Below are 12,061 nucleotides of genomic sequence, written 5' to 3' on the forward strand. Positions count from 1 at the left end.
GCATGTCGAACGAGTTGAAAAAGCTGCTCGAACAACAGCGTGCTCTTCAGGACCTAGCGGGCATCGGCTCTCTTAGCAAAACGATAAGCGATGCGGCTCGGCTGCATGGTTTGAACGATCTTCAGACCCGGATATCAGAGATGGCGACCATTCCCAACGCAAGCGCATTGGCGCTCGCCGCAATGGGCAAACAGAATGCGTTGGGCGAACTGGCAGCGGGACGCATGAGCGGTTTAACCAATCTGGGGGAATCGATCCGCGCGCTGAACGAAAGGCTGATCTTTCCGGAAATCTCTGCCCTATCGAAGCTGCTTAAGGACTATCCGTTCGGATACTCGAAGGCCTTTCGTGACGCGGCGGGCGGCATCGAGTCGCTGACAGCACGCATGGAGGCCATGAAGACACCGTGGCTGGATGTGCAGCAGCATGCGCTTTCGGCGCGCGCATTTGTCGATCTGCAGGCAATCGGCGGGCTAGCCAATTCCATGAACTCGTTCAGTGCGCGTATTTCCGCAGCGCTGCGGATCGAACTGGGTGATTGGCGGGATACCATCACGTTCGATGTGCCGGCGCTGATTGATCCCGTCGCCCGATTTGAGCTGTATGACGCTCAGGGCTTCGACACGAACCTGACCCATTTCAGCATTGAAGCATATGAGGAGACGGTCCAGATCGCCGGCCTCGCTGTCGAGGAAGACACCGAAGCGGATAGTGTCTCTGAAGACGATGCCGGCGTCGAACTCAACTCGCGAGCCTATGAGACCTTGCTACGGTTCGAGCGCGAGGTCCGCGCTTTCATCGTCGCGGTGATGACGAAGCATTTCGGCGCTGACTGGATGAAACGCCAATTGCCTGCAGATCTTCTCGATAAGTGGAGGGACAAAAAACAGAAGGACATGCAGCAAGGTGGGGAGGACTTCCCGCTGATCGACTACGCCGATTTTGCCGATTACAAAGGCATCATCGAGCGTAATGACAACTGGGAAGCGGTCTTCAAAACAGTATTCGGCCGGAAAGAAGACATTCGGGAATCCCTTCAACGACTGTTCCCGGTTCGCATTGCCACTATGCACGCGAGATTCATCACGCTGGAGGATGATCTATATCTAAGGGCGGAGACGACCCGTATTCTCATGCGTCTGCGCCGTCACATGAGCTGAGCTATGCACGAGAACAGTTTTCTTGATCCACTTGGTTCCCGCCTGCCCGCGCTGGAACAGAATGTGCTCAAGCTGCGCTCGGCCCAGATGGTGCTGGTACTATTCTATGCCGAGCAGCTCAAGGCCAAGGTGCTGTCACTGATACAGCGTTCCGATGGCTTTATGGCACATACTGGTCGTGCAGAACGCGTGCCGCGGGGGACAAAGAATCCAGTCGGCAAATGCCTCGATGCACTTGAAGCCGACGGCGCATTGTCGGCTGACGAAAAAGCGGAGATCCGCCGGCTGATCGATTACCGCAATAGCGTCGGGCACGATGTCCATGAGCTTGTCGCCGACATCACGTCGGAACGGTCCGTTCGCCGATCGTGGAGATACCTGCCTGAGAATTTCGCCCGTTATGATTACGAAGCGGTCGAGCGTCTACAGCATTTCCTGAAGCTGTTGGGCGAGAGGCAGAGGACACATCTTTATATCGGCACGATCAGCTTCGACGGGCTTCATTTCCGTGGCGCCGAGAGGGTCTTTCTAAAGGAGATCAAGCTACTGCGCCGGAAAATCGCGAAGCAGTGGAAGGCGAGACAGCAGCAGATCGACGACCTGAACAAGGAGATGCAGTCTGCGATCATCGGGAGTGAAGAGACCGATCCGCTTCATCCTGCGAACCAATATGATGATGGCAGGCTGACCCGAAGGGGCGAGGAGATTTGCTACCGCCTGTTCGACCAGGGGCTTTCTCCCTTGGCGGTCGCGCATTTCATGGGACTGCAATTGACTTCGGTGCGGAACCGGCAACGAAGTTGGGTGAGGCTGGGCGGCAAACAGCGCCCGGCTGTGGATTTTGAAACGCTGCCCGAGCGGAAAGATCACCGGCGCAACGACGACTAGCTAAGTGTCTGCTTCTAAATACTTTTACTTCCGCATAAACTACAAGGCCAAAGGTTCGTATCCTTTCAATAGCGCATTGTTGGTTGTGCGTCCTTGCGGGTCCTCGATGGGTTAAGTTCGTTGGAGGCGGACGAGGAATGAGGACCGATCGCGCATCAGTCCTTCTACCGCCGCTCTTCATCTCCACCATCATACGTAGTCACTCGGTTGCGGCTTAGACCGCGACCACGGCCGCTGCTATGTTGTCGATAGCGGCCTGTAACTCGGCGTAAAGCTCGGCCGGGACAGTGCCGGCGTCGATTTCGACGACCAGCGCAAAGCGAGCATTAAGGTTATGGGGATTGGAGATGCTCTTCGCTTTCCACCATCCGGTCACGGGATGGACTGCAATCAGATTGCGGCGTGCAAGGTCAGAGGCAGCACATGTCAGCTGATCGATCTGCAGCGATCCGACATCGCGCCGGTTCGGCCCAAACATCCAGCCATCCGGTTCCTCGATCGTTCCTTCATCTGTTTGCTCCGCAATCTTGCTGATCCTCTTAATAAAGGCGCCCGGCTTTTCATTCGGCCTGTTCAACTTGAAGCGCAGATTGTGCGACGCATAACGGTATTTGTTGCCGCGGGCCGGTTCTGACGGGTTTGGCAAAATAAAGGTGCTGAGGCTGATACGCAGCTTGACCTCGGCTGCGCCAAGCCGGCGCAGCTCTTGGACCGGCCAAGGAAGCTCGAACAGCTTCAGCTCGTTATGGATGTGCTCGGCATTCTTCGTGGCGCTCTTCTTGTAGGGCTGGATCGCGTCCTCGACTATCAGCGTCACGGCATTCGATGCGCTGCGTCGTGCCCGCTCCATATCCGGAACGCCATAGCCATAGCGCCTGAAGAGGATCCCGAGATCCGTCTTCGACGGCTGCTGAGGAACGTGGCTGAGCATCCGGTTGGTCCATCGCGCCGACGACACGAAGATTGCCCGCACGGTTTCCGGCCAAAGCTCTGGATAGTCCGACCACAGCGCGGTGATGTCGCGCGAGGCAAGCGCTGTCGCCGCACTGGTCTCGCCGCAAGTAGTGAACGCCCGCGCCGGATATTGGTGATCGGTGGTGAGCGGCCCAAGGGCCGGATGTTTCATCGGCGGCGGCGCGCCGTGCATAAACCAGTTGCCACCCTCGTAGACGACGTCTGGCTTGATTGGCCAGTAGGATTGCCAGCTTGCGGTCCGCGATGACGGCGCCAGATCGCCCAAGGGAGCAACGCAAACGCCGGGCTCACCCGGTGGAAGCGTGACCTTCTGCGTATAGGCGCCAACACTGATTGCGTTCCATGCTTGCGCTGGCGATTCCAGCTCGTTATCGGGGTGATCGGAGACGGCGAGATAATTGCCACCGGTGAAAGCGTTCTGGTCGCTGTTGCCCGCCGAGACCAGAATAAGTCGCTGGCGTCTCTGCAGTCCTGATGCGCCGGACGCGAGCTGATCGATTTCACTCGACCAGGACGTCGGCGCGCCGTCATGTGGTGTGTCGTCTTCCGTAGTGCTCGCCAGGCAGAAGGTCCGCCGCCGGACCGCAGCCGCCTCCGCCGCATTGATACCCTTGCGGGTCACGGTTCCGAGCAGATGATGGGGATTGTGACCGGCATCCGGCATGATCTTTGCTGATTCCAGCCTGTGACCGATGGTGATCGGCAAGGTTGTCTGCAAGGCCGTGCTCAGATCGCCGAACAGCGCCAGGCCGGCCAGCTGCGTGCCATGCCCCACGAAATCGTTGACGTCCCATGCCGCCTCCGCGGCATGCCGGTCGGCTGCCGCCAGTGCGGGCTGGATCAGAGGATGGGCCCGGGTCACGCCGCGATCGAGGAGCGTGATGTAGTTCGGATCGGCATCGACGGAAAATGTCGTGCGGCCGACGAGATCACCGATCCACTCATGCTGTTCCTCGATCGGCATGGCATCGAAATCGTCCGCGGTGCGGGTCGGCGTCGCCAGCGCCCGGACACCGCCAAGATTTCGGACGGCAGCTGCCAGTTCGACGGCAGTCGCAACCGCGATCACCACCACATCTTCCGGGAATTCCAGCGTGTCGGTCCCGACCGCAACACCGTAGTCCGCGGCACTGGCGAGAAAGCCAGGGGCGTTCGACCTTCCAAGCCAAACTTCCCAAGCCTGCTTTCCGGGCTCGGTCGGAAACCGGCCACCGGGACTGCGCCATAAGGCCCGGAGCCCGGCCTCGGAAATCGCGCCGATGCTTTGCACCAAGTCGGCGTTCTTCGGCGGCTTGAAGCTTCCGTCTTCACTGACCGGGAGATCGCCGCCAAAATCCTCGATCTTCTTGCGAAGCTTCTCGATGCCTTTTTCGGTCGCAAACACCGTCGCCGCCGCCGTCGCGCCGGGCTGCTTCTTGACCTTAAGAAGCGTCAGCCCGCTGGCGTTCAGGCTTTTGGTGACCATCACCTCATGCGGCCGTCCCTCGATCGCGAGGTAGACACCCGGCAGATTGTTCTCGGTGATGTTTGGGAGGTGGTCAAGGGCTGTCAGCAGCGCCTGCGCATGCGCCTCACGGTGGTTGACGTCACTTGGATGTTTTGACGATCCGCCGGTTTTTGCTGCGAACGGGCGCGCCTTTCCGATTCCGCTCAGTGTGAAGTGGCGCCGATCTCGAGCCATGCTTGTCTGTTCCTATGCCTTGCAGCGAACGCCTCCGCTCCAGCGATGCCACCACGGCTGAAGTCTCGACGGCGCCCGAATCGAGAATGACAGCACGGCGCGCAGCGTCTTCAGCAGCCGCGATCACGTCGGCCGTCGATAGACCATCGGCGCAGCCGGTGATCTGACTCCAGTTGATCGCACCGACGTCGAAGCCGTGCAGTCGGCGCCGCATCGCCTTTTCGATCGCGTCCTCGTTCGGCAGATCGTAAGACAGGACCAGATCGAAGCGGCGCAAAACGGCGCGGTCGAGCAGTTCGGGAAGATTTGTGGTCGCGATGATGATCGACGGACCAGTGTCCTCGTCGAGGAACTGGAGGAACGAGTTCAAGACGCGTCTTGCCTCGCCGATATCGTTCTCGTTGCCGCGACTTGAGGCAAGGGCATCGATTTCGTCGAAGAGGTAAACGCCGCGTGTCGTCTTGATCGCGTCGAAAACCATGCGAAGCTTCTGGGCAGTCTCGCCCATGAACTTCGTGATTAGCCCGTGCAGAAGAACGGTAAAGAGTGGATAGCGAAGTTCGGCGGACAATGCCGCGGCCGTCAGGGTCTTGCCGGTCCCCGGCGGGCCGGCCAGAAGCACCCGCCGCCGTGGCCGCAGGCCACGCTCTTCGAGCTTTTCGGCATGGTGGATCTCAACGACCAGATGCCGAAGTTCGTCTTCGATAACAGGCGGCACGATCACATCGGCCATCCGAGCCGTCGGATAGCTGGCGCCAAGGAAACCCGACAGTTCACCGCGCGGGGCGACAAGGGGCGTCAGGTTGGGTCGTTTCTGTTCCGGCGCGCTGGCGCCGGCCTCGGCCCACTGGCGAAGCTGTTCGGCAAGACGGCTGTGGCCCTTCTGGGATTCGGCGGCAGCCAACTGCATCGCAAGGTCGTAGAAACGATCCTTGTCACCTTCAGCATGGCTCTTCACGAGCCCTATGATCTGTTGTGCCGATGCCATGATCTTAACTCTAAGCGTGTTGCCGGATTTAGGAAGTCCGGAACGGTTATACAGGAACTTTCTGAACAGATTTGCTTGAATCGTGCCCGACCCGGCTCGCCCGGACCTTACGATCCAGAAGGAGTCGCGGGCATAACGCTCCGCCCCGACAGTTGTTCGCAGGCTGATAGCAGCCGGGGGCGGTCGCCGCCACCCGATAGAGGGAGAATGAGAAGAAGCGAAGAACGGCGGGGGGAACGTGATCACAGGGCTTCCGCGTCGGCGTCGGTTGCGCTCTCCGATCGCCTTGCGTTCGGGGGTATTGACCTTGCAACTTTATTTGATTTCGGGGAGCTATCCTAAACTCACTCCATCCCCCACCAAGCACAGCAAAAAGTAGAGGACTTAGTCTAACTGTGCTGAAACGGGGAACAAGCTTTCGATTTATAGAAACGTATTGAAACTCAAACCTGGACACGCTATTCAGTATTTGTCACTCAATCGAAGGATGTAAGCATGTCAGACGTGCAGCAGGAAGTCCCGGTCGTTGAACAGGCATTGAAGACCACGGTCATGCGCAGCCAGTCGGAAAATCCGGCAATCCAGCGTCTCAAGAACCGGATCCTCGCGACCGCAGAGGCCAGCGAAGTCATCACCAGCTATGACCGGATGCATCACCGGCATAACCGCTCCTAAGCTCAGGTAGCTACCTGTGGCGGCGCGGATCACGTCGTTCCTGATCAAGATCGCCTCCCGGTGCAATCTCGATTGCGATTACTGTTATGTGTATCACCACGCTGATCAGAGCTGGAGATCCATGCCTAAAATCATGCCTGACGATATCCAAAAATCGTTTGCCGACCGTCTCGCCGAATATGTTCGGGAAGAGGGCCTGCGCCGTGCCGTGATCATTTTTCATGGCGGTGAACCCCTCCTTGCCGGGGCGGCCACTATCACGGGGTTTGCGGAGCGCCTTCGAGCTGCAGTCGGGTCCGAAGTTATGCTGGACTTCGCCCTGCAGACCAACGGCATCCTTCTTACGGATGCCGTCCTCGACCAGCTCGAGCAGGCCGACATCTCGGTCTCCCTAAGCCTCGATGGCCCGAAAGCCGCCAATGACCTCCACCGGACCAGCCGGAAAGGCCGCTCGAGCTTCGAAAGCGTCATGGGAGGCTATCGGCGTCTGGCCTCGCGTCCGGCTATCTTCGCGGGGATCATCGCGGTGATCGATCCCCGTATCGATCCTGAGGATCTTTTCCAGTTCTTTGATGAACTCGGTCCACCCAAACTGGACTTGCTGCTTCCTGATGCCCATCACCTTCGTCCTCCGCCAGGCCGGGCTGAAAACCCGGCCGTCTATAGGGACTGGCTGATCCGTGCGTTTGACCTGTGGTTCGATCGCTACCCGCATCTTCCGCTCCGGACATTTGAGGCGCTGCTTGATGTGGCGGCAGGCCTGCCTTCAGCAACCGATGCCTTCGGTTTTGGCGATGTGAACCTTTTGTCGATCGAAACCGATGGCAGCTACCATGACCTTGACGTCCTCAAAATCGTTGCTGATGGCGCGTCCGACCTGAAAGGCTCGGTTCGTGACATGGCCATCTCGGCTGCCGCGGCGTCGGCCGGTATTGAGCGCCACAGAAATCTCCTTCGTAAAGAAGGTCTCAGCGAGACCTGTCTCAGCTGCACGGTAATTGATATCTGCGGCGGCGGATCCGTGCCGCACCGCTTCGGACCGGACGGCTTCAATCATCCCTCGATCTACTGCGGCGAGCTAGCCAGCCTGATCACCCACGTCAAAGGCCGCTTGCTCGAGGACCTCTCTGGCGAGGAGGAAGATTTGGAAAACCGGCTCCCGGCCGCTTTCGATCTCGCGGCATTTGAACGAGCGGAGACTGCTCCGGACGCGCTGAAAGCGTTGCTGGTTGATGCAGACCAAGCCTATGCCGCCAATCTGACGGCTGTCGCGGCGCACCTAAAAGAAGGCGGCCGCCAAGACCTGGCAGACCAACTGTCCGGTTTAGATGATACATCCTTCCACCAGCTGGCCCACCGGCCGGGGGTGGTCGCCTGGACCAGGGCAATGCTCGCCCAACGCGATGGCCGGCAGATCCACGATGTGGATGGTAAACCTCTCCTGGCCGATGCCTCTTATCTGGCGGACTTGGTTTCCAGCCAGGATTTGGGCAAGCAGGAATGGGAGGTCGGCAAAGCGGATCCGTGGCTACGTCTTCCTTTCGGGGAGCAGATCGTCTTCGAGCGCGACAATGTGGCGGAAAGCGCCAAGGCGGTGGTCACCGAAGCGTTTGCCATTGTTCGGAAATGGCGCCCGGCCCTCGCGGACGAGATGCTGCAGGCCTGCCAGGCAGTCCAGTTCGTGCGCGATCCCACTGCTCATCCTGACAAAATCGTCTCGTTCAGTGACGACACCGTTCCGGGGGCGCTGTTCGTGTCCGTAATGCAGGGTGATGGCCTGATCGATCCTTATGATCTCGCGGACTCGCTTGTTCACGAGCATCGGCACCAGAAACTGTATCTGCTCGAGCGGATGGCGCCGACGGTCAGCCGGTTCGCGCCCCGCGTCGTCTCGCCCTGGCGGGCCGACCTCCGTCCGCCGTCAGGGCTGCTGCATGCGGTTTTTGTGTTTGTGGAACTGCAACGGTTTTGGTCGCATGTCCTGGAAACCGGACCGGCGCACATGAAGGAACGGGCGGCTAGCCAGCTCCGCGACACCGAACGGAATCTGGAGCTTGGACTCGCTACACTGGAGGGCTGTGAGCTTACGCCCATCGGGCGAGCGCTTGCGAACCTTCTTGATAGCGTCCGCACAAAACCGCGGTTGGCGGCGTAAGATGGAAATCCCGCTCGATCGTCTTCCTCTGGACTCGGTTGAGCGGCACACCAGGCTTCGCGATTACTTCTGTGACAAGGATGCCCATGCGTTGGCGGGGGCTGACAGCTGGACGCTGGACCTTCACTGGTCGGCCGATCCGGCACGTTACGTGGATCCTCGCCTGGCCGAAGGGCTTGCCTGGTGGGGGGAGGGGGTTCGCTATGAGACTATGTTCAGCGCACGGCGTCGTCATGGCAAACTCCTACGCTGTCTTTACGACAGCTGGACCCTGGCCAGCTGGAGCCGCTGGCTTGCTAAGCGGGGCAGCTACGGTGCTGCACCCGTTATCCTGCATGTGGATGACCATCGCGATTTCGGATCGCCTCGTCTCGAGCTGACCGATTCCGGTTGGTGCGACCTGATCAGTGGCAGGCCGTTCGTGCTTTCGGATCCTCAGTCGGTGGAAGCCGCGATAGTGAGCGGCGCCGTCGGTATGGGCAGCTTTATGACGCCGTTCCTGCACCATATTCCGGGCAGTGAAATCAGGCATCTGTGCCAGCCTCCGAAAACCACTGGCAGTCATACCCAGGTCCTGCAAATGAAAACGGACCTTGACGATTTGTTGACCTCCCAAGGGCGCCGACCGACAATCGAGCAGCACATCGCAGATGAAAACACTCATGGATTGCGTTATGTAGTGACGCGCGATCTTGACGAGTGGCTGGATGAGATTGAAGATCGCCCCATGCTGCTGCACGTCGACATGGATTATTTCAACAACCGCTATGACGGCGACAGCGACTGGGCCTCAAACGAGGCCAGGCTTGATCCCCCTTTCGATACGATCCTTCAGAAAATCGATGCGCTGACCAAGGCTCTGACCGGTCGTGACCTAGTCAGGCGCATTGACGATATTGTCATTGCATACTCTCCCGGCTTCTTCCCGGCTGAATTTTGGAAAGAGGCGGATGCGAGGCTGGTGGCCGGACTGGGACTAACCTGATGGTGTCACGCGCCACACCCTCGAAAAATGCGAAGCGGCGCGTGTCTTCAGGACCTCGGAAAATGCGCACTTTGTCGCGTGCGCCAGCTGATCCCGCACAGGTTCAGTTGGTAAGGACTAAGGGGACGAAAGGACGGGGCGGGGCCCCCGATGGAGAGGCTTGGAGGATCGAGCTAGATGGGAAACGCTGCGGAACCGTATTCATCAATCTTATCGATGAACCCCCGATCGGAAAACATGCTTCTCTGCAGATCTATCTCAACAAGGCAAGCCAGGGCCGAAAAATCGGCAGACTTGGCTATGCTCAAGCGGTCGCCCTCAGCAAGTACGACACCATTTATGCGCACATGCAGAAGGCAAATATTGCTTCAGCACGTGCCGCTGAAGAAGCCGGGTTCGTAGAACTGGATCCGGATGCGCACCGCCAGAAGGTGATGGTGTGGCGCCGGAACGCGTCTACGCAGGAATGACATAACTCCGTTTGCGAGCGCTTCGCCATGATGACTGCAGTCGTTATGCCATGTCTGAATGAACAGCTTACCTTGAAACGGTCCGCCGCTTCTCTGGGGTTCGGCTCGGGCGACCTGGAGGTCTTTCCGGATGCAGTGTTGATCATGGTCGATAACGCCTCTCGTGACGGAACCCGTGCGATCATGTCGGAGATCCAGCACGCATCGCCACCTGGCGCCGTGATTGTATGCGACGAAGCAGAAAGAGGTTATGTCCCGCCGCGGGTGAGAGGCATCGCGGCGGCCGCGCATGTCGCAGAATCTCGTAGGCTACAGCCAGATGAGCTGCTTATTCTTCAGGTCGACGCCGACACCTACTATGATCCTGGTTATATCTGCGCGTTTCAGGAAGCTGCCGGCGCTTTTCCCTCAGATATTCTGTTCGAAGGGGTGACCCATCCACCACATCGCTTCCTAAGCGGACATCCGGGATTTCAGAGGCTGGCCGACGAGACAGACGCAGCACTGGCCCCCTGGATGGCCGACGACGACAGCAATGTTATCATCGATGACAAGGTGAGTGCCTTCTCCTATCGAAGCTATCTCTCTTGGGGTGGCCATAGAAGGGAGTACGACAGCCTCGGCCGGGAAATTCATGCGGAAACCTCACGCCTTTATCTGCGCGGCAAGCTGTCAGGGGCCAAATATAGGCGCGTGACAGCCGCAACAGCGGCGCCTTCGCGCCGTAAGATCCTGCGGAACCCGATCCGGCATTTCGCTACGGCAGGGTTGCCCCGCAACGAGGCCTGGTGGCGCGATTGGAGCATGAGCTACAATGGTCCGCGAACGCTAGAGGCATTTGAAAGCCCTAACGCCCTTTCACTCCTGAAGGCGCCTATCACGACTCGGACCGCTCATCTGATTGGGATGTTCAATCTGCTTCCAACCCTGGTCCAGTTGATCTCGAAAGAAACGCCTACCGTCCACCAGCATCCTTGGACGCACTTAGCCTACGAAGGATTTACCAGCCGGCAGAAGGAGCTAGCTGTTCCGGCGATCTTCGAATTCACGACACAGTGGATAGACGTGACCGCAAAGCTCACATGACAATCTGTTGTCCAGAAGGCTCCGCCCAAAGTCTATATTTATCAGTTATTTAAATTTTTAGATCGGCTTGTTGCAGGTTCAGATCCCTTCAAGGCGATTGATCCTCTGGAGATATTTTAGGCTGCGCCATGGCAAGACTTCCCATTGGACCGACTCTCCGACCGGTTCAGTGATGATTTCATTTGACTCGGGGCGGAATGCAAATATAGATTTCGACTGAAATCTAAAATCCGATTTCGATCTGGGCACAATGATGCCGCGCTTTCGCGGGGCAATCACGTAATTGTTTCCTTGCTCGAAATCGCTTTGCTTCTCAGGGTGGTTGCCATGTATCCGATCGTCTCCGTCTTCAAGAACCCACCGGACGGCGGGCGGGGCTATCATCGGGATATGCGCGTGCGTTGGGCGCTCGAGGAAGTCCATCAGCCTTACCGTTTGCGGCTGTTATCGTTTTCCGACATGCGCCGTCCCCAGTACCGTCAGCTTCATCCATTTGGTCAGATGCCGACATATGAGGACGGGGACTTGGTGCTGTTCGAGTCCGGCGCCATTGTGCACCACGTCGCCCACACCTATCCAGGTTTGCTGCCGCCCGACGGACACGGCAGATCTCGCGCAGTCATGTGGATGTTTGCCGCTTTGAATACCATCGAGCCGTGCATCAGCTCAGGAAGTGCCGGGCATCTTCTTCAGCGACTGCATGATTTGGCAAATATTCTGGGTGACAACGAGTGGCTTGATGGCGGGTTCAGTGCAGGTGACCTCCTGATGGTGAGTGTATTGCGCCTGCTTCGTGGAAGTGACGTTCTAGGCGACACGCCGAGCCTGGACGCATACATCGCCCGTGCCGAGGCGCGACCGGCATTTCAACGCGCGTTGAAGATGTCATCCGAGTTCGCCCGCACAGCATAGTGACGACCTGATTGGGTCACCGGCTGGAGGAGGTTGCTTCTCGGTCCTGAGATGCAGTGAGGACCCCCAGAGCGCCAATCTCGACT

At 58.5% G+C, this 12,061-nt stretch carries 10 protein-coding genes; 8 read left to right on the forward strand and 2 right to left on the reverse strand.

The window, feature by feature from the left end:
• Positions 1-2: 2 nt before the first annotated feature.
• Positions 3-1,160, forward strand: coding sequence for a Swt1 family HEPN domain-containing protein (locus tag L867_RS0115260; RefSeq protein WP_028737696.1), 1,158 nt, complete (start codon positions 3-5; stop codon positions 1,158-1,160).
• Between the two features lie 3 nt (positions 1,161-1,163).
• Positions 1,164-2,048, forward strand: a complete 885-nt coding sequence (locus L867_RS26485) for a hypothetical protein (RefSeq protein WP_051439011.1) — start codon at positions 1,164-1,166, stop codon at positions 2,046-2,048.
• A 214-nt stretch (positions 2,049-2,262) separates the two neighbouring features.
• On the opposite strand, the gene L867_RS0115270 is transcribed toward L867_RS26485, so the two are convergent.
• Positions 2,263-4,704 carry a S8 family peptidase gene (locus L867_RS0115270; RefSeq protein ID WP_232363942.1) on the reverse strand — a complete coding sequence of 814 codons (2,442 nt, stop codon included), beginning with the start codon at positions 4,702-4,704 and terminating at the stop codon, positions 2,263-2,265.
• Positions 4,610-5,692 (reverse strand): AAA family ATPase, encoded by a 1,083-nt coding sequence (locus L867_RS0115275; RefSeq protein WP_028737698.1) that lies wholly within the window; start codon positions 5,690-5,692, stop codon positions 4,610-4,612. The genes L867_RS0115270 and L867_RS0115275 overlap by 95 nt, the downstream gene beginning before the upstream one ends.
• A 495-nt stretch (positions 5,693-6,187) precedes the next feature.
• Between L867_RS0115275 and yhhA the strand changes: the two genes are divergently transcribed.
• From yhhA to L867_RS25430, 6 genes are all read left to right on the forward strand, one after another.
• Complete coding sequence (yhhA, locus tag L867_RS0115280) at positions 6,188-6,367, forward strand: YhhA family cyclophane-containing RiPP (RefSeq protein ID WP_028737699.1); 180 nt, start codon at positions 6,188-6,190, stop codon at positions 6,365-6,367.
• 16 nt (positions 6,368-6,383) lie between these two features.
• Positions 6,384-8,522, forward strand: coding sequence for a cyclophane-forming radical SAM/SPASM peptide maturase YhhB (gene yhhB / locus L867_RS25425; RefSeq protein ID WP_051439012.1), 2,139 nt, complete (start codon positions 6,384-6,386; stop codon positions 8,520-8,522).
• 1 nt (position 8,523) lies between these two features.
• Complete coding sequence (locus L867_RS0115290; protein WP_028737700.1) at positions 8,524-9,507, forward strand: hypothetical protein; 984 nt, start codon at positions 8,524-8,526, stop codon at positions 9,505-9,507.
• A gap of 62 nt (positions 9,508-9,569) precedes the next feature.
• The gene (locus tag L867_RS0115295; protein WP_051439013.1) at positions 9,570-9,977 is read left to right on the forward strand and encodes a GNAT family N-acetyltransferase; all 408 of its coding nucleotides are present in this window, start codon (positions 9,570-9,572) and stop codon (positions 9,975-9,977) included.
• A 27-nt stretch (positions 9,978-10,004) separates the two neighbouring features.
• Positions 10,005-11,063: a glycosyltransferase family 2 protein gene (locus tag L867_RS0115300; RefSeq protein ID WP_028737701.1), complete on the forward strand. Its 1,059-nt coding sequence runs from the start codon at positions 10,005-10,007 to the stop codon at positions 11,061-11,063.
• A 327-nt stretch (positions 11,064-11,390) separates the two neighbouring features.
• Positions 11,391-11,975 (forward strand): glutathione S-transferase family protein, encoded by a 585-nt coding sequence (locus L867_RS25430; RefSeq protein ID WP_037173590.1) that lies wholly within the window; start codon positions 11,391-11,393, stop codon positions 11,973-11,975.
• Positions 11,976-12,061 lie beyond the last annotated feature (86 nt).

The sequence above is a fragment of the Paenirhizobium selenitireducens ATCC BAA-1503 genome, assembly GCF_000518785.1.
Taxonomy (GTDB): domain Bacteria; phylum Pseudomonadota; class Alphaproteobacteria; order Rhizobiales; family Rhizobiaceae; genus Allorhizobium; species Allorhizobium selenitireducens.

Excerpts from the sequence above, each read along its gene's own strand:
- L867_RS0115295 (WP_051439013.1), top strand. The coding sequence starts at position 9,570 with ATGCGCACTTTGTCGCGTGCGCCAGCTGATCCCGCACAGGTTCAGTTG.
- L867_RS0115300 (WP_028737701.1), top strand. The coding sequence starts at position 10,005 with ATGATGACTGCAGTCGTTATGCCATGTCTGAATGAACAGCTTACCTTG.
- L867_RS26485 (WP_051439011.1), top strand. The coding sequence starts at position 1,164 with ATGCACGAGAACAGTTTTCTTGATCCACTTGGTTCCCGCCTGCCCGCG.
- L867_RS0115275 (WP_028737698.1), bottom strand. The coding sequence starts at position 5,692 with ATGGCATCGGCACAACAGATCATAGGGCTCGTGAAGAGCCATGCTGAA.
- yhhA (WP_028737699.1), top strand. The coding sequence starts at position 6,188 with ATGTCAGACGTGCAGCAGGAAGTCCCGGTCGTTGAACAGGCATTGAAG.
- L867_RS0115260 (WP_028737696.1), top strand. The coding sequence starts at position 3 with ATGTCGAACGAGTTGAAAAAGCTGCTCGAACAACAGCGTGCTCTTCAG.
- L867_RS25430 (WP_037173590.1), top strand. The coding sequence starts at position 11,391 with ATGTATCCGATCGTCTCCGTCTTCAAGAACCCACCGGACGGCGGGCGG.
- L867_RS0115290 (WP_028737700.1), top strand. The coding sequence starts at position 8,524 with ATGGAAATCCCGCTCGATCGTCTTCCTCTGGACTCGGTTGAGCGGCAC.
- L867_RS0115270 (WP_232363942.1), bottom strand. The coding sequence starts at position 4,704 with ATGGCTCGAGATCGGCGCCACTTCACACTGAGCGGAATCGGAAAGGCG.